This window comes from Nocardiopsis chromatogenes YIM 90109, assembly GCF_000341185.1.
Lineage (GTDB): Bacteria > Actinomycetota > Actinomycetes > Streptosporangiales > Streptosporangiaceae > Nocardiopsis_A > Nocardiopsis_A chromatogenes.
Map to the genome: position 1 here is coordinate 1 of NZ_ANBH01000127.1, position 16,199 is coordinate 16,199.

Annotated in this window: 16 protein-coding genes; 5 read left to right on the forward strand and 11 right to left on the reverse strand. The window is 75.9% G+C overall.

Features of this window, described 5'->3' with window-relative positions; all coding sequences use genetic code 11:
* Positions 1-105 precede the first annotated feature (105 nt).
* A complete protein-coding gene (locus tag D476_RS0113035) occupies positions 106-987 on the forward strand; it encodes an alpha/beta fold hydrolase (protein ID WP_017624379.1) in 882 nt (293 codons plus the stop codon).
* A 19-nt stretch (positions 988-1,006) separates the two neighbouring features.
* Here the strand turns inward: D476_RS0113035 and D476_RS0113040 are convergent, their stop codons facing one another.
* The 5 genes from D476_RS0113040 to D476_RS0113060 all read right to left on the reverse strand — a co-directional run bounded on the left by D476_RS0113040 (position 1,007) and on the right by D476_RS0113060 (position 8,036).
* Positions 1,007-2,236, reverse strand: coding sequence for an MFS transporter (locus D476_RS0113040; protein WP_083939508.1), 1,230 nt, complete (start codon positions 2,234-2,236; stop codon positions 1,007-1,009).
* Positions 2,237-2,310: 74 nt separating this feature from the next.
* A complete protein-coding gene (locus tag D476_RS0113045; RefSeq protein ID WP_017624381.1) occupies positions 2,311-3,168 on the reverse strand; it encodes an ATP-binding cassette domain-containing protein in 858 nt (285 codons plus the stop codon).
* A 62-nt stretch (positions 3,169-3,230) separates the two neighbouring features.
* Positions 3,231-4,271, reverse strand: a complete 1,041-nt coding sequence (locus D476_RS0113050) for an ABC transporter ATP-binding protein (RefSeq protein WP_017624382.1) — start codon at positions 4,269-4,271, stop codon at positions 3,231-3,233.
* Positions 4,272-4,788: 517 nt separating this feature from the next.
* Positions 4,789-6,561, reverse strand: coding sequence for an ABC transporter permease subunit (locus tag D476_RS0113055; protein ID WP_017624383.1), 1,773 nt, complete (start codon positions 6,559-6,561; stop codon positions 4,789-4,791).
* Complete coding sequence (locus D476_RS0113060; protein WP_017624384.1) at positions 6,561-8,036, reverse strand: ABC transporter substrate-binding protein; 1,476 nt, start codon at positions 8,034-8,036, stop codon at positions 6,561-6,563. Before D476_RS0113060 ends, D476_RS0113055 begins: the two co-directional genes overlap by 1 nt.
* A 148-nt stretch (positions 8,037-8,184) precedes the next feature.
* Between D476_RS0113060 and D476_RS0113065 the strand changes: the two genes are divergently transcribed.
* Positions 8,185-9,009 (forward strand): alpha/beta fold hydrolase, encoded by an 825-nt coding sequence (locus D476_RS0113065; RefSeq protein WP_017624385.1) that lies wholly within the window; start codon positions 8,185-8,187, stop codon positions 9,007-9,009.
* On the opposite strand, the gene D476_RS33155 is transcribed toward D476_RS0113065, so the two are convergent.
* From D476_RS33155 to D476_RS0113080, 3 genes are all read right to left on the reverse strand, one after another.
* Positions 8,904-9,503 carry a hypothetical protein gene (locus tag D476_RS33155; protein WP_017624386.1) on the reverse strand — a complete coding sequence of 200 codons (600 nt, stop codon included), beginning with the start codon at positions 9,501-9,503 and terminating at the stop codon, positions 8,904-8,906. The genes D476_RS0113065 and D476_RS33155 overlap by 106 nt on opposite strands.
* Positions 9,504-9,641: 138 nt before the next feature.
* Positions 9,642-10,508 carry an ATP-grasp domain-containing protein gene (locus D476_RS0113075; protein ID WP_017624387.1) on the reverse strand — a complete coding sequence of 289 codons (867 nt, stop codon included), beginning with the start codon at positions 10,506-10,508 and terminating at the stop codon, positions 9,642-9,644.
* Between the two features lie 347 nt (positions 10,509-10,855).
* Positions 10,856-11,512 carry a hypothetical protein gene (locus tag D476_RS0113080; RefSeq protein ID WP_239648693.1) on the reverse strand — a complete coding sequence of 219 codons (657 nt, stop codon included), beginning with the start codon at positions 11,510-11,512 and terminating at the stop codon, positions 10,856-10,858.
* Positions 11,513-11,701: 189 nt separating this feature from the next.
* On the opposite strand from D476_RS0113080, the gene D476_RS0113085 reads away from it, so the two are divergent.
* Together D476_RS0113085 and D476_RS33160 are read left to right on the forward strand one after the other, a co-directional pair.
* Positions 11,702-11,974, forward strand: coding sequence for a CBS domain-containing protein (locus D476_RS0113085; RefSeq protein ID WP_083939506.1), 273 nt, complete (start codon positions 11,702-11,704; stop codon positions 11,972-11,974).
* A gap of 217 nt (positions 11,975-12,191) precedes the next feature.
* Positions 12,192-12,599, forward strand: a complete 408-nt coding sequence (locus tag D476_RS33160) for a CBS domain-containing protein (protein ID WP_017624390.1) — start codon at positions 12,192-12,194, stop codon at positions 12,597-12,599.
* 22 nt (positions 12,600-12,621) lie between these two features.
* On the opposite strand, the gene D476_RS0113095 is transcribed toward D476_RS33160, so the two are convergent.
* Both D476_RS0113095 and D476_RS0113100 read right to left on the reverse strand, forming a co-directional pair.
* Positions 12,622-13,275: a trimeric intracellular cation channel family protein gene (locus tag D476_RS0113095; RefSeq protein WP_017624391.1), complete on the reverse strand. Its 654-nt coding sequence runs from the start codon at positions 13,273-13,275 to the stop codon at positions 12,622-12,624.
* Positions 13,276-13,387: 112 nt separating this feature from the next.
* A complete protein-coding gene (locus tag D476_RS0113100) occupies positions 13,388-14,335 on the reverse strand; it encodes a LysR family transcriptional regulator (protein ID WP_026123470.1) in 948 nt (315 codons plus the stop codon).
* Between the two features lie 205 nt (positions 14,336-14,540).
* Here D476_RS0113100 and D476_RS0113105 point away from each other — a divergent pair, with 205 nt between their 5' ends.
* Positions 14,541-15,470, forward strand: a complete 930-nt coding sequence (locus tag D476_RS0113105; protein ID WP_017624393.1) for a threonine/serine dehydratase — start codon at positions 14,541-14,543, stop codon at positions 15,468-15,470.
* Between the two features lie 135 nt (positions 15,471-15,605).
* On the opposite strand, the gene D476_RS39745 is transcribed toward D476_RS0113105, so the two are convergent.
* Positions 15,606-16,199 (reverse strand): potassium channel family protein (locus tag D476_RS39745; protein WP_017624394.1); only part of this gene is annotated, 594 nt, incomplete at its 5' end.

Sequence of the window (16,199 nt, forward strand, 5' to 3'; positions counted from 1 at the left end):
GTGGCTCACCCCTTGGAATCACTCATCTAGGGCAGCCGTACCGGCGCCCTAGGATGAAAGGCCCGCCCCGCCCCTACGGCGGCGGCCCCGTTCCCCGGAGGTTCCGTGCGTCCTGATCCCCGAGCCGACTTCCTTGAGCACCCCACCTCCATCGCCGACCTGACGGCCGGGCGCGTCGAGTACCGGTTCCACCGCGCAGGCCCCAACGCCGTGGTGGTGTTCCACGGCGGCCACATGCGCGCCTCCCTCCCCCAGGGCGAGGACGCCTTCCTCGACAGCGGGCACAGCGTCCTCGCGCTCTCCCGCCCCGGCTACGGCCGCACCCCCGCCTCCACCGGCACCACGCCCGAGCGGTTCGCCGACGCCGCCGCCGAACTCTGCCGCCACCTGGGCCTGCAGCAGGCCGACGCCGTGGTGGGCATCTCCGCCGGGGGCCTGACCGCGATCGCGATGGCGGCCCGCCACCCGCGCCTGGTGCGCTCCCTGGTCTTGGAGAGTTCGGTGGGTCCCCTCCCCTGGCCCGAGCCCGCCGTGCGGCGCGCGGGCCGCATCGTCTTCGCATCCGGGGCCGAGGCCGCCACGTGGGCGGGCGTCCGGGGCATGATGCGGGCCAACCCCACGGCCGGGCTGAGCGCGATGATGGGCGGCCTGTCCACCGAACCGCCCCGCCGGGTGGTCGCCCGGCTCCCCGCCGCGCGGCGCCGGGAGCTGGCCGGGCTGTTCTCCCGGATGCGCTCGGGCGCCGGATTCACCCTTGACCTGCGCGCCACGGCCGACCCGCGCCCGGCGACCGCGCTGGTCGCCCAGCCCGCCCTGGTGGTGGCCGCCCGCAAGGACGGGGCGGTCCCCTTCGCCCACGCCGAGGCGCTGTCCGAGGCGCTGGGGGCCGAACTGGTGGAGAGCACCGCCGACAGCCACCTCATCTGGTACGCCGACGACCACCCCCGGATCCGGGCCCGCATCGGCGCGTTCCTGGCCCGGGTCTGAGAGCGCTCCGGGCCGCGCTTCAGGACCCCCCTCGGCGGACCTCCGGCCGCCCCGGCGCCGCGAGGCACCCCAGCAGCGGCAGCACCGCCAGCACGAGCCATGGCACGGCCCCCGGAGCCGACAGCAGCGCCCCCGCCGGAGCGCCACAGGCCAGCACCGCCAGCCCCGCCACCGAGGACATCGTGCCGTTGGCCAGCCCCAAGCGGCGGTCGGCGACGAGGTCGGGCAGCCATGCGCGCGCGGTGGGCACGACCAGCGCCTGCCCCGCGGTCAGCAGCAGGACGAAGGCCACCGACGGCAGGAGTCCGCCCGCGGCCTCCACCGGGAGCAGCACGGCGGCGCCGACGAACCCCACCGCGATCAGCAGCAGGCCCGCGCGGACGGCACCGCGCCGGGTGAGGCGCCGGGACGCCCAGTTCAGCAGGGGCATCTGCACGATGAGGTAGAACGCCGACGCGAGCGCGAGCAGCCAGCCCAGGGCCGCCTGGGAACCGGTGGCGCGCTCCACCTCCTGCGGAAGCGCCAGATAGAGCTGGTTGTAGGCCACCAGGTAGGAGCTGTAGGCCGCGCACAGGCCCAGGAAGCGGCGGTCGAGCAGGCCGGAGGGCCTCCCCTGGGGCCGCTGCGGGCCGGGGGCGGGCCCGTCCGGGCGCGGCGGCTCCTCCGGCAGCAGTCTCAGATGGCCGAACCACACGAGCATGAACAGCGCCGCCCCGGCCAGGCAGGCGGTCCGGAACCCGCCGAGCAGGAGCAGGGACCCGAGCACCGGGCCGATCAGCGTGCCCGCCTGCCCCGCCGCCGAGAACAGTCCGAGGACGCGCGTGCGCGGGCGGCCGGTCCGCCGTTCGTAGCCGACCGCCTGCCGCGCCGCCTCGGTCTCCACCGCCGGGGAGAACAGCGCGGCCGCGAACCCGATCAGCAGGACCGAGGCGATGACGCCCGCCGTCGCCTGCGCCACGGCGAGCCAGGCGAACCCGGCCGCCCTCAGCACGCACCCGGTCAGCACCACGGGGCGCACGCCGAACCGGTCGGTCAGCGCCCCGCCCACGGCGAACAGCCCCTGCTGGCTGAAGGTGCGCAGCCCCAGGACCAGGCCGACCAGCCAACCCGCCAGCCCGAGCGTCTGTCCGAGGTGGACGGCGAGGTAGGGCACGACCGCGAAGAAGCCGATGTTGAACGCGAACTGGGTCGAGGCCAGGAGGCGGACCAGCGGTCCGGCGTCGTGGACGTCGCTGCGCCATTCCGCCATGCGCGTCCGGGCGCGGTCCGCGACGCGGGCGGCCGCGGACGGGGGCGGGGGCGGGGACGCCGGTCCGGCCGGGCTCACCGGGCACCTCGCAGGGCTCCGTCGGCCGCACCGGCCGCGTCTGCCGCACCGGCCGTGCCCGCCCGCTGCGCGAGCAGACCGGAGGCGGCGAGCAGTTCCCTGGTCCGGTAGTGTCCCGGGTCCCGGCAGACCTCGGCGGTCGGGCCCTCCTCCACGATGCGTCCCGCGTCCAGGACGGCGACCCTGTGCGCGATACGGCGCACCAGTGCGAAGTCGTGGCTGATGAACAGGTAGCCCAGCCCCTGTTCCTCTTGGAGGCGGGTCAGGAGGTTGACCACCCCCGCGCGCACCGACGGGTCCAGCGCGGAGACGGGCTCGTCCAGCACCAGCAGGCGGGGGCGCAAGGCCAGCGCACGGGCGATGCCGACCCGCTGGCACTGGCCGCCCGACAGGTCCGAGGGCAGGGCGCCGCCGAGCTCGGGTGCCAGCCCGACCCGGCCGAGGAGCGAGTCGACCTCGTCCGGACCGGTCTCGGGATCCCAGCGCTTGTGCACCTTGATCGGCTCCGCGATGGCGTCACGGACCCGCATGCGCGGGCTGAGTGCCCCGAACGGGTCCTGGAAGACCGGCTGCATCGCCGGGCGCAGCGCGCGCATCCCCTCGGCGGACAGGTCGGTGATGTCCCGCCCCTCGAAGAGGACGCTTCCGCTGTCGGGCCTGCGGAGCATGAGCACGGCCTCCGCGGTGCTGCTCTTTCCGCTTCCCGAGGCGCCGACCAGGGCGAGGGTCTCCCCGGCGCGGACGGTGAAGGAGCACCCGTCGACGGCGGTCACAGGGGCGGCGCGCCGCCCCCGGCCAGGGCGGCGCACGGTGATTCCGCGCGCCTCCAGCAGGGGCGCCGGGTGGGTGGGCATCGGTGGCATCGTTCCTCTCGGTCACAGGGGACGCGGGGCCCCGGGGGCGTGCGCGGGCCCGCTCACGCCCCGGCCGGCTCCCGGCCGGGGGCCGCGTCGGCGAACAGGGCCGACGGCGGTTCCGGTACGTCGGCCCGGCGGTGGCAGGAGACCAGGCGATCCCGTGCGCCGGGCACCGGCGCGGGATCCGGCGGGTCGCTCCGGCAGGGGTCGGAGGCCAGCGGGCACCGCGGCTCGAACGCGCATCCGGCGGGCGGCCGCCCGGGGACCGGCGGCGCCCCGGGGATGACCGGCAGCGGCCCGGTTGCGGACGGTGCGCGTTCGGGAAGCGACGCGAGCAGACCGGCGGTGTACGGAGCGCGCGGGGCGCCGAGGACTTCGGCCGACGGTCCGGACTCCACATGTCGGCCCGCGTACATCACCAGCATCCGGTCGGTCCGGGCGCCCGCCCCGGCCGGATCGTGCGTGATGAGCACGAGGGCGGCCCCCGTCCGCTCGCGCATCTCTTGAAGCAGGTCGAGGACGTGCTCGCGGGTGACCGGGTCGAGGGCGGTGGTGGGCTCGTCCGCGAACACCAGGTCGGGCTCGCCCGCGGTCGCCATGGCGATGACGGCCCGCTGGCGCATGCCGCCGGAGAACTCGTGCGGGTAGCGCCGTGCCGCGCGCTCGGGGTCGGGGATCCCCACACGGCCGAGGGCCGCCACCGCCTCCCGTCGTGCCTGCGCCCTGCCGGTCCGGCGGACGGACCGCAAGGCGGCGGCGATCTGCGCTCCGACCGTGTGCACCGGGCTCAGGACCGCCAGGGCGTCCTGCGGGATGAGGGTGGCACGGCGCCCGCGCAACGCCCGGAGTCCGGCGGCCGAGGCCCCCACGACCTCCTGCCCGCCGACCGTGGCGCTGCCGGAGATGCGGGCGCCGAACGGCGCCATGCCCAGCACGGTGCGCGCGGTGACGGACTTCCCTGCCCCGGACTCCCCGACGACGGCCAGGGCTTCGCCCGGCCCCACATCGAAGGAGAGTCCCCGGACGGCGTGTACGGGGCCGTTCCGCCCTGGCAGGGTGACGGCCAGGTCCCGCACGGAGAGCACGGGGGACCCGTTCATGAGGCGCCCCTCCCTTCCGCCCTCCCGGCCGTCCTCTGCACGGCCCTTTCACCGGTGGCCGCAGACCCGGCCGCGCCCCGGCCCTGGGGCGCCCACCAGGAGTACCCGCGCCTTGCTGCCGTGTCATTCTCCATCGTTCCGCCGCTCAGCACGTCCGGCCCTTCCTCTCGTCCCGGCATCTGTCCGGGTCCTCGTCGCCTTCTCTGTCCCGTCTCACTCGAACCGGTCGGCCGACCTGCGGAGATACCGGGTCGGCCGAGATGCCGCCCGGATTCCGCCCCGCTCGGAGGGAGCGGGCGATGGCCGACGCCGCCCCGCCCGCCCCGGGCAGTGACCGGTGATCACCCGGCGGCCTGCGGGGGCGGGTGGCCCCACCGGCTTCCGCGCCCCCGCAGGCCNCGACCCGCCCCGATCGGGCGGGCCACCGGGCCTCCCGGGTGGGGCGGGACGCACACGGGTCGAGTCGGACAGGACGGTCTCCGCTCGACCGCGCCCGCACACGGCCGCCATGCCGCCGTCACGCCGCCGCGCGGTCGCCGGGCGGGCGGGCGCGCGACACCGTCCTCGGGACATCGGCCAGGGTGGACAGCGATACCGCGAACGCGGCCAGCATCATCAGCATCCCCGCCGGGGCCAGCACGGCCGACGGTGCGCGCTCCACATAGGGCAGCGACTCCGACAGGCTCAGCCCCCATTCGGCCGACGGGGGCTGGGCCCCCAGTCCGAGGAACCCGAGCGATGCCAGTGCCAGTGCGATCCCCGGAAGCCGCAGCACCGCATGCCGCGAGAGAGGACCGATCACCGCGGGCAGTGTGTGCCGGGTCAGGATCCACACCGGTGTCGCCCCGAAGGCGCGCTGGGCCGAGAGATAGGCGGCCGCCCGTGTCTCCTGCACGAGTGCCGCGGCGTGCGCCGCGAGCGGGGGCCAGGACACCAGGGCCACCGCCGCGAGCGCACCGGCCTGGCCCGGCCCTGTCGCGGCGGCCACCAGGATCGCCGCGATGACCGGGGGGACCGCGTTCGCGGCCTCCGAGGCCCCGGCCGCCAGCGTCGGCCGGAACCCCACCACCAGGGCGATGAGCAGGCTCAGCAGGCACACCAGCGCGGCCGTGCCGATGGTGGACACCGCGCCGTGCCCCACGCGGGCCAGCACGTCGCGCCCCACGGCGTCGGTGCCCAGCGGGTGCGCCCATGAGGGCCCGGCCAGCCGCAGCCCGGTGTCCACGGTCAGCGCGTCCCGGGTGAGGCCCCACGCGGTGGCCGCGACCAGCACCGCCGCGCACACCACGGGGACGGCGCGCCGCAGCGGACCGGGCGGGGCCGAGGGCGGCGGGGGCAGGGCGAGCGCGGCGTCGCGCAGCCCCGGCCCCAGCAGCAGGGCGCGCAGCGCCTGGGCGGCGGTCCCCGCCGCCGCTCCGAGGAGCACCAGTGCCAGCACCGACCCCTGCAGCAGGGGGAGGTCGCGGGCTTCGGCGGCGCCGATCGCGGTCCGGCCGATGCCCGGGACGGAGAACACCGTCTCCACCGCCACGGCGCCGCCGGTCAGCCCTACCGCCACCATGCCCAGCTGGGGCACCAGTGCGGGGACGGCCCGCCGCAGCGCCGCCCCGGCGATGCGCGCCGGGCTGCACCCCGAGGCCGCCCACAGGCCCGCCCAGCGCTCGGCGAAGACCGCGGGGAGCGCGTCGGCGGCCAGCCTCCCCAGCAGCCCCCCGGCGGGCACCCCCATGGCCAGCGCAGGAAGCACCATGTGCTCGGGGCCGCGCCACCCGTAGGGCGGCAGCCAGCCCAGCCACACCGCCAGGGCCACCATCAGCACCACGCCGACGAGGAACTCCGGCAGCGCGGCGAGCATGGCCGCGAGGGCGCCGCTGCCCGACCCGCCGGGGCGCAGGGTGCCCCGGGCGCCGCGCACCAGGACCGGGGCGCACACCAGGGCGGCGACGGCCAGCGCCACCGCGAACGCGGCGCCCATCAGGGCCAGCGACACCGCCATGGCGTCCAGCACCCCGGGCAGGACCGGCCCGCCGGACACCCACGAGGTGCCCAGGTCGCCGCGGAGCAGCCCGGTGAACCAGCCGCCGAGCAGGGCGGCCGGGCCCTCGCCCAGGCCGTGCTCCTCCCGGATGGCCCGCAGCGCCTCCTCGGTGGGCTCCTGCTCGGCCGAGCGGGCGCGCAGCAGGGCCAGCGCGGGGTCGCGGCCCGAGAGCCAGGGCAGCAGGCCGACGACGGCCAGGACGAGCGCGAGGGCCGATAGGCGGGCGATGCCCGCCTGCAGTCCCCGGCCCATCAGTCGATGCGGGTCTCGGCCGTGATGAGCCTCCGCTCGCGCGGGTCCTTGGCGGAGTCCCGCACCCCCGCGGCATCGCCCTGGACGACGCGCTCGTGCAGCAGGGGGATGGCCGCGTCGGTGGCCAGCACCGCCGCCTCGGCCTCCAGGACCGCCTCGCGGCGCCCGGGTCCGGCCGGTGCGGCCTCGGCCTCTTCGAGGAGCCCGTCGACCCGCTCGTCGCACAGCTGGGCGATGTTGAAGGACCCGTCGCAGGTGAAGTCGCTGACCATGTAGGCGACCGGGTCGCCGGAGTCCAGGACGGTGGCGCGGGACAGGATGAAGGCGTCGAAGGCGCCGTCCAGGGCGTCCTCCTCGATGTTGGCGTACTCGCGCACCTCCTGCTCGACCTCGAAGCCGGCGTCGGTGAGCTGCTGCTCCAGCACGGTGGCGACCTCGGGCAGTTCGGCCCGGTCGGTGAAGGTGGCCAGGGTGATGCGGGTGCCGTCGGGGTCCTCGGCCTCGGCCGCGTCCTCGCGGGCGGGCCGCTCCGAGGCCCAGGGGATGGCGGGGCCGAGCAGGCCTTCGGCGGCGTCGGCGCGGCCCTCGTAGACCCCGTCGATGAGGGCGGAGGCGTCGACCGCCTCGCGCGCGGCGGCGCGCAGCCCCGGGTCGCTGAAGGGGCCGTCCTCGGCGTTGAGGTAGAGGGTGTTGGTCCGCGGCATGGGCACTTCGGTGATGAGCTCCTGGTCGAGGAGCCCGGCCTGGGAGACGGGGATCGCCTCGACGATGTCGGCCTCGCCGGTGCGCAGCGCGGCCGCGCGGGCGGTGCCGTCGGGGACGTAGTCGACGTCGATTCCGGCGGCCGCGGCGGGCTCGCCCCAGTACTCGTCGAAGCGGTCGAGGGTGGCCGAGCTGGTGCCGTCGGTGCCGACCAGTTCGAAGGGGCCGGTGCCGGTGCCGACGGGGTCGACGGTGCCGCCCTCGTAGGCGCTCTCGGCCAGGATCGCGAGCTGGGGCGAGGAGAGGCGCTGGGGCACGAGCGGGTCGGGCTCCCCGGTGGTGACGGTGACCGTCCCGGCGCCGTCGTCGGCCTCGGCCTCCATCTCGACGCCGTCGAGGATGCGCGGCGCGGGCGAGGCCTCGGCGGCCCGGGTGAGGGCGTTGGCGGCGGCCGAGGCGGTCAGGTCGGTGCCGTCGTGGAAGACGACGCCCTCGCGCAGGGTGAAGACCCACGTGCCCGGCTCGGCCTCCTCCCACTCCTCGGCGAGCCCGGGCTGGGGGTCGCCGTCGCCGTCGAGGGTGACGAGGGTTTCGGCGGTGCTCCAGCGGGACAGCTTGAAGGCGTCGTCGCTGTGCGGGGACAGGCCGGATCGGGGCGGCTGCATCATCGCCACCGCGATGCGGCCGTCGTCGCCGGCGGCGCCGGGGGGCGCGCAGGCGGCGAGCAGGAGCAGGGCGGCGGCCGCTGAGGGAAGGGCGGTTCGGTTGTTCACGGCGTTCTTCCGGTCGGGGGACGGGGCGCGGCGTCTCGCGCACGGCCAGGGGGGCGAGCGCGAATTATGATAACCGTTTTCATTGCAGATGGGGTATTTGGTGCCGAAGGTCACGACCCGTCCCCGTGTGCGTGGGAGAATCCCCCTTGTGCCGTACGCGACCGCTCCCGACCAGGCCCGGATCCACTACGACGTGCGCGGCTCGGGCGAGCCCCTGCTGCTGCTCGCCGGGCAGGCCAACGACCACACCTGGTGGGACGGCGTCCGCCCGGCCCTCGGTGCCGGGTTCCGCACCATCGCCACCGACCACGTGGGCACCGGCGCCTCGGACGCCCCGCGCGAGGCCGAGTACTCCACCCGGCGCTTCGCCGCCGACGCGGTGGCCGTCCTGGACGGCCTGGGCGTGGAGCGCGCCCATGTGTACGGGACGTCGATGGGCGGCAAGATCGCCCAGTGGATCGCCGCCGACCACCCCGAACGGGTCGGCGCGCTGGTGCTGGGCTGCACCTCCCCCGGCGGCCCGAACGCGGTGAACGCCTCCTCCGCCATCGCGCGCGCACTGGGCTCGCCCGACCGCGAGGCGGCGCGGCGCACGCTGATCGGGCTGATGTTCACGCCCGAGTGGGCCGAGCGCGAACCCGGCCCCTACCGCGTGCTGGGCGACCCGTCGATGGAGCCGCACGCGCGCAGGGCCCACCTGGCCGCCAGTAGGGCCCACGACGCCTGGGACGCCCTCCCGTCGATCAGCGCCCCCACCCTCGTCCTGCACGGAACCGACGACGCGTTCGCCCCTGCGGCCAACGCCCGCCTGATCGCCGACCGCATCCCGGGCGCCCGCCTCCACCTCGTCGAGGGCGCGCGCCACGCCTACTTCGAGGAGCGCGCCGAGGAGGCGAACGAGGCGGTCATGGACCACCTCCGGCGGCACCGGCTGCACGCGGCGGCGCGGACCGCGCCGCTGGGGGGCTCATAGCCGCGCGGATCTCCGGGGCGGCGGGTGTACGGGCGGACCGTCCCCCAGGCCGGTTCGTCGGCGGGGGACACCCCGGAACGCCTCCGGGTGTTCTCGGCGGCACGGCGGGGCCGCCGGCGGCGGCGCCCGTCCACCGCCCACGGCGGGCGCTCCGGACCGGGCTCGGGCCCGTCCGCCGTGTCCTCGATGAACCTGCGCGCGGCCGCGTCGATGCTGGTGCGCATGGTGGAGGGGCCGTGCCGCTCCCCCTCGATGACGGCGGCGGCGCGCTCGCCGATAGGGGCGTCGAAGCGGTCGCCTGCGCCCGGTGCCTCCTCCACCGTGCGGGGTGCGAGCGCGTCCCGCTCGCGCACGGGGAAGCGCCCGCGCCGGGGATCGGCCTTGCCCGCCTGGAAGTACCTCCGGGGACCGGAGGTCCACTGCACCAGCCACCAGATACCGAAGACGGTGCCGATCAGGAACAGCAAGGCGAAGACCGTCGTCCACGTGGTCATTGCGCATCGCCTCCTCTCCCGGAGGCGCTAACCGCGCAGGACCGCCGCGAACCGCATCCCCGCGAGCCGCGCACGGGGAACGGGTCCGTGTGGAGCGGGTCCGCGCGGCGGGGCGCCGCCGCGTCCGGCCGGGGCCTCTCAGACGAGCCGTCCCAGGACCTCCTCGGGGTCCGTCCCCTCCGGCAGGCCCGTCACCTGGCCGTCTCCGACCTCCACCACGCGCCAGCGGCCGTCGGCCGTGCACGCCAGGTCGGTGACGACGAAGGGGTGCCCGAGCGCGCGCACCCGGCCCGCCACCTCTTCCAGGAACGCCCGCGGCGGGTACGGCGCCTCGTCCGGGGTGTCCGGGTGCGCCCCGACCGATACCGGTCGGCCGTGCACCCACCACGCACGCGCCTCAGGCCCCTGGAGGTCCTCGTAGGCGCGCACCACTACGCCGCCCGCCAGGAAGTCGCCCTGGAGCCCGACCATGCGCGCGGCAACGGCGTGCAGGGCGCCGGTGTCGGCCAGGTCGGGGACGAAGCAGGCCTCGCGCCACTCGTGTTTGCGCGACTTCACGAAATCCTTGACGATCCCCCGGCCGCTCCCCAGGGGCGCCACGGCACGCGCGAGCTCGCCCGCCTCCGGGGCACGCCCGGGTTCGGCCGCACACCACACGCTGGCGGGGGTGATCCCCTCGAACTGCGCGTACCACCCGGGCAGCTCGTGGGCGCGCGCATAGGCGTCCGCGCCGACGGCGAGCCGGGCCCCGCGCCTGTCCAGGGCGGCCTCCAGCTCCCTGTACCGGGGGACCGGCACCATCCAGCCCCTGTACCACAGGGCCGCGCCGTCGCCCGGCACCGAGGAGAGCGAACAGTCCGCCCCGCCTGCGAGCAGCGCATCGTGGTCGAGGCGTCCGACCTCTGCGCCTTCGGCGCGCATCCGCTGCGCCTCGCTCCGGAACGCCTCGTCGACGGCACGCGGCCGCAGCGGGTCGGCCGGGTACAGGAACGGGCCGGGGGGCATGTTCCGTCTCCTCTTCGAAGAATGCCTTGGGGCCCGGAGCTGGGGCGGCTCCGGGCCCCAAGAGCGGTGACCGGGGCTGGCCAGGGTGTGTGGAACCCTTCAGATGTGGTGGTACCGGTGACCGGTGACCTGTTGCGCATATGCCTGATACCTGCGGCGCTCCATGCCGCGTGCTACAAGGCGTACAACGGACACACCTGCTCAATGTGTGGTAGGCGGATAGGCGAAAAGACCTTCTACTCCGGATACCTCTCTACGACCGACACTTCGGTGCCCCGGCCCCGCTGTCCGTGGTGCGCCCCGTCCGGGCCGTCGGAGGCGGGGCGGCGGTGTCCTCCTGGCGGAGGTCAGTCCAGCTCGACCAGTTCGGTCTTGTTGGCCCGGTTGATCGCCTGCTTGACCCGCTGGGCGAACTCGGCGATGCGGTCGATCTCGTCCCACTGGCTGCGGCGCGGCAGCCCGTAGTCGGTGACCTCGGCGATGTCGTAGCCCACCAGCTCGACCTCCTCGATCTTGAGGCCCTTGTCGCTGAACGACTCCCGCTTGCGCTCGACCCGCTTGACCGTGCGGTACCGGATCCAGTCGTCCCCGCTGTCGTACACCCCGACGTCGTCGGCGCGCAGCGGCACCGCCCGCGCGGCCTGTTCGAGCTTGGGGATGACGTCGTCTTTGAGCACCAGCAGCTCGGGAACGGACAGGGTCCGCACGCGCCCGTCGAGGTCCTCGATCTCCGCGCGCGCCCGCTGGTTGGTGCGGGAGATGCGCAGCGCCAGCTCCTCGTCCTCGGCCAGGATCGCCGCGATCCGCTCCCGGCACTCGGGCACGGTGTAGGCGCGGGTGGTAGCCTTCTCGGTCCCCGGCTCGGGGCGGTAGGCGTCGTCGCCCTCCAGGCCGGCGGTCCGGTAGGAACGGCGCTCCGCGCCTGCCAGGCCGAGCCGGTTGAGCCAGGAACGCAGGTCCGATGCGAGCTTCTTGCGGCGGTTGAAGGCGTCGCCGAGCGTCATGTTCACGCCGGAGAACCTAGCGGCTCGGCGCACCCCGCGCCACCGGTTTTCCCGCTTCAGCACTGATTCGTCCGGTTCCCGCCCCCAGGGCGACGAAGGCCCCGCTCCCGGGGCGCCGACGGCACTGACCGCGCATGCCGCGCAGGCGCAGACTCGGAGGCATCCGCCCTGATCCCCGAGGAGGGCCCGATGCCCAGCGCAGTCAGCCGAGTCATGACCACCGAAGTGCTGTCGGTCGGCGAGGACGCCGCGTACAAGGAGATCGTCGACGTCCTCCTCTCCGCCTCGGTGAGCGCGGTCCCGGTGCTCGCCGCCGACGGCCGCGTGGCCGGGGTCGTCTTCGAGCAGGACCTGCTGCACAAGGAGGAGGTCAAGCGCGTGGACCCCGACGAGGAGTACTGGCCGCCCCTGCGCGCCCGCCTGCGGGCCCGCCTGAGCGGGGCGGGGCCTATGGCGTGTTGATTGGATCATGACCTGCTGCGCGACGCCCAGACACGCCCCTCGCTGCGTTCTCATCGGTCGACAGCACGCCCAGGCTGACTCCTCCTGCTTTTCGGGAGCACAGCGGCCTTGCGATGGACACACCTGGACACCGCTCGCGACGGACCTGATCCAATCAACACGCCATAGCGGGCGGCGCGCCGCGGACAAGGCCGCGGGTGCCACCGCCCGCGACCTGATGTCGGCGCCGCCGGTCACCACCGCCCCCGACGCCTCGGTGGTGCAGGCCGCCCGGCTCATGGAGCGGCGCGGCGTGAAGCGGCTGCCCGTGGTCGACGGGCGGGGGAGGCTCGTCGGCATCGTCACCCGCCGGGACCTGCTCCGGGTGTTCGACCGCGACGACGCCGCCATCTCCGCTGAGGTGCGGCACGAGCTCGACGACGCCCTCGGCTCGGCGGCCCGCGCCGTGGAGGCCCGGGTGGAGGACGGCCGGGTCCGGCTGTCCGGCCGGGTGGACCGGCGCAGCGACGGCGAGCGGCTGGCGCGCCATACGGCGTCGGTGGAAGGCGTGGTCGGCGTGGACGACGCCCTGAGCCGGCGCGTGGACGACGTCGTCCCGGCCCACGTGCAGTGGAGGGCGCGCTGACCCCGGTGCGCCCGGCCGCGGCTCACCCCTCCCTGCGGTCGCGGCCGCCCCGGGCGAGGGGGGCGCGCAGGTGGAAGCGGAGCGCCAGCAGCCGCAGCGCGATCGCCCCCAGCCCGGCCAGGGAGGCGGTCCACAGGGAGTAGGCGCCCGCGACCGTCAGCAGGGACGTGGCCGACGCCCCCACCAGGGCCGGGACCAGGTAGATCTCGGAGTCGCGGCGCAGCACCGAGGGCGTGCGGGCGGTGAGCAGGTCGCGCAGCATGCCCCCGCCGACCGCCGTGGCCACCCCCATCAGCGCCGCCGGGACCGGCCCCAGCCCGTACTCCAGCGCCTTGACCGTCCCGGTGACGCAGTACAGGCCCAGCCCGACGGCGTCGGCGGCGTCCAGCGGGGCGCCCGCGAGCCGGGGCGGCGGGTGCCACAGCGTGATCAGCACGGCCGCCGCCAGCGCGGTGGCCAGGTAGCGCAGGTCGTGGAAGGCCGCCGGGGGAACCGCGCCGATGAGGACGTCCCGCACGATCCCGCCGCCGAAGGCGGTGCAGCAGGCCAGCATCGCGATGCCGACGACGTCGAACCCGCGCCGCACGGCGGCCAGCGCCCCCGACACCGCGAAGGCGAACGCGCCGATCAGGTCCAGCGCGTCGAACGCGAAGCGCTGGGCGTCGGTGAGGTCCATGCCGCCCCGCCCCTCCCCTCCTGCCGTGGGTCGCCGCTCCCGCCCGGGCCGCCCCTGTGCCCCGGCGCGCACGCACGCCGCGACGGCCCCTGGGCCCAGGGGCCGCTCCGCCTCAACCGAAGCGCTCCGCGCCGCGTTCGCGCGCGCGGCGCGCCGACCCCTTGAGCATCTCCACCATCTCAGGCACCGGTCGCCACGGGCGCCTGCGGTGCACGACGTAGATCTCGCGCGCCAGGGCCCGTCTGCGGGTCCCGCCCGATCCCCCCGCCAGCGGCCGCGCCGCCCACCCCTCCTTAGGGGCGGCGCCGAGGATGGTCCTGGGGATGAGCCCAACGCCGACCCCCGCCCGGATCAGCGCCAGCGTCACCTCGTAGTCGCGGGTCTCGTGCGCCACGGAGATCCGCACGCCCGCCTCCTGGGCGGCCGACTCCAGCGCCACCCGGTTGGAGATGCCCGGGGCGCCGCAGATCCACTCCTCCCCCGCCAGGTCCTCGATGCGCGGGGCGCCGCGCTCCCCGGCCGGGTGGCCCTCGGGCAGGACCAGCAGCAGCGGGTCGACGAGGATGCGTTCGCGGTGCAGCCCGGCGGCGGCCGGGAGCGGCACGCCCGGGTAGCGGTGGGTGATGAGCAGGTCCAGGTCGCCGGAGGTGACCAGGCCGTACCCGTCGGGCGGTTCCATGTCCGACAGCGCGAGCCGCACGTCCGGGTGGGCGCGCCGGAACGCCGCCAGCGCGCTGGGCACCAGGGTCTTTCCCGCACTGGCGAACGCCCCGAGCGAGAGGCGGCGGGGCGCCTCTCCGGCCGCCGCCCGGACCGCGGCCTCGGCGTCGCGCAGGTCGCCCATGACGCGCTCGCCGTAGGCCAGCAGCTCCCGGCCGGCCGCGGTCAGGCGCACACCGCCGCGACCGCGCTCCAAAAGCGCGCATCCCAGCTCCCGTTCGAGCTTGGTGAGCTGCTGGGAGACGGCCGGGGCGGTGAAGGACATGCGTGCGGCGGCGGCGCTGATGGACCCGGCGTGGGCCACCTCGACCAGCACGCGCACCCGGTTGGCATCGAGCACGCCCGCCCTCCCCTCCCCGGCCCACGCGGCGCGTCCGTCGGGGTCGGACAATCCCCAGGTCGAACCCGCTCCCGCCGGTGGTCGACCGGCGCGGGCGGCATCCGCCCGACGCGCGTCCGGGACGCGGCTTTTCCTAAAGCTCTGCTTAATCAATGTAAGCAGACACAACTTTAACTTAAGGACGTGCGGGGGCAGAGTGGGTTCCATGACACCGAGCACCGCCCTTCCCGCCCATCTGCCCACGTCGGCCGACGTCCGCGCCGCGGCCGAGCGCATCGCTCCCTACGCCCGCCGCACCCCGGTGCTGGCCGCGCGGGTGGACGGGCGCCCGCTGACGCTGAAGCTGGAGCACCTGCAGCTGACCGGGGCGTTCAAGCTGCGCGGCGCGCTCAACGCCCTGCTGTCGGGTGAGCGGACCGCCAGCGTGGTGACCGCCTCGGGCGGCAACCACGGGCTGGGGGTGGCCACCGCCGCCCGCCTGCTGGGCATCGAGGCGGTGGTGTACGTGCCCGAGACGGTGCCCGAGGCCAAGGCCCGTCGGCTGGAGGCCTCCGGGGCCCGGCTGGTGCGCGTCGGCGAGCACTACGCGTCGGCGGCGCAGGCGGCGGTGCGCCACGCCGAGCGCGAGGGGCTGCGCTACCTGCACGCCTACGACGACCCGAACGTGGTGGCCGGGCAGGGAACCATCGGCCGGGAGATCGCCGAGGACGCCCCCTGGTGCGACGCGGTGGCGGTGGCCGTCGGCGGCGGCGGGCTGGCCGCGGGGGTGCGCCTGGGGGCGGGCGCCCGCACGGTCGTGGCCGTGGAGCCGCAGGGGTGCCAGAGCATGCACGCGGCCGTGCGCGCCGGAGAGCCGGTCGACACGCCGGTGGACTCGGTGGCCTCCTCCGCGCTGGGCGCGGCCCGGCTGGGCGACGTGCCGTTCGAGGTGCTGCGGTCGAACCCGGTGGAGACGGCGCTGGTGAGCGACGAGGAGATCGTCTCGGCGCGGGACCGGCTGTGGGAGGAGTTCCGCATCGCCGCCGAGCCCGCGGCGGCCGTGCCCTTCGCCGCCTGGCTGGCCGGGCGCGTTCCCGCCGAGCACCCGTGCCTGGTGGTGTGCGGCGCCAACGCCGACTGGCGCCCGGAGGGCTGAGGAGCGCCGCACGGACGGCGCCCGTCGCGAGCGGCATCCGGCCGCCGCCCGGCCGGAGGCGGCGGAGCGGGGACCTGACGGGCGTGATCGAACCGCCGGTGCTCTGACCGAACGCCCCGGCCCCCGGGCGGCGCGTCAGTCCGCCGGGTCGGCCCCGGCCCCGTCTGTCGGCGGGCGGGGCGGTTCCGGCACCGCTGTTCCGGGGCCCCCGTCGCCGGGCACGGCGGCGCGCCCGGCCAGTTCGGCGCGCAGGGCGCGGACCTCCAGCATCAGGTCCTCGACCTGCGCCTGGGTCGCCGAGGCGGTCTCCTGGGCGGTGTCGAGCATCTCCACGAACCAGGAGGCCAGGGTCCCGGTGACCACACCCAGCAGGGCGATACCGGCGGTGAACAGCACGATCGCCACGACCCGCCCCCACAGCGTCACCGGGTAGAAGTCGCCGTAGCCCACCGTGGTGACCGTGGTCGCCGCCCACCACAGGGCCTCGGGGAAGTCCGTGATCACGGCACCGGGCGCGCCGCGCTCGGCGTCGAGCACCGCCAGGGCGGCGCACACGACCAGCAGCACCGCCCCGGCCCCCGCGTACCAGGCCACACTCCGGCGCAGCGTCACCATCCGGGCCCGCTTGTTGATGAACCCGAGCACCAGGATCACCTGCACCAGCCGCAGCGGGCGCAGCACCGGCAGCACGATGACCACCAGGTCGAACCAGTTGCGGCGGGGGGAGGG

Bases quoted from the DNA above. Each gene is read 5' to 3' on its own strand.
- D476_RS0113040 (WP_083939508.1), bottom strand. From the start codon at position 2,236: ATGGCGGAATGGCGCAGCGACGTCCACGACGCCGGACCGCTGGTCCGC.
- D476_RS0113045 (WP_017624381.1), bottom strand. From the start codon at position 3,168: ATGCCCACCCACCCGGCGCCCCTGCTGGAGGCGCGCGGAATCACCGTG.
- D476_RS0113050 (WP_017624382.1), bottom strand. From the start codon at position 4,271: ATGAACGGGTCCCCCGTGCTCTCCGTGCGGGACCTGGCCGTCACCCTG.
- D476_RS0113055 (WP_017624383.1), bottom strand. From the start codon at position 6,561: ATGGGCCGGGGACTGCAGGCGGGCATCGCCCGCCTATCGGCCCTCGCG.
- D476_RS33155 (WP_017624386.1), bottom strand. From the start codon at position 9,503: ATGACCACGTGGACGACGGTCTTCGCCTTGCTGTTCCTGATCGGCACC.
- D476_RS0113075 (WP_017624387.1), bottom strand. From the start codon at position 10,508: ATGCCCCCCGGCCCGTTCCTGTACCCGGCCGACCCGCTGCGGCCGCGT.
- D476_RS0113080 (WP_239648693.1), bottom strand. From the start codon at position 11,512: ATGACGCTCGGCGACGCCTTCAACCGCCGCAAGAAGCTCGCATCGGAC.
- D476_RS0113085 (WP_083939506.1), top strand. From the start codon at position 11,702: ATGCCCAGCGCAGTCAGCCGAGTCATGACCACCGAAGTGCTGTCGGTC.
- D476_RS33160 (WP_017624390.1), top strand. From the start codon at position 12,192: ATGTCGGCGCCGCCGGTCACCACCGCCCCCGACGCCTCGGTGGTGCAG.
- D476_RS0113095 (WP_017624391.1), bottom strand. From the start codon at position 13,275: ATGGACCTCACCGACGCCCAGCGCTTCGCGTTCGACGCGCTGGACCTG.
- D476_RS0113105 (WP_017624393.1), top strand. From the start codon at position 14,541: ATGACACCGAGCACCGCCCTTCCCGCCCATCTGCCCACGTCGGCCGAC.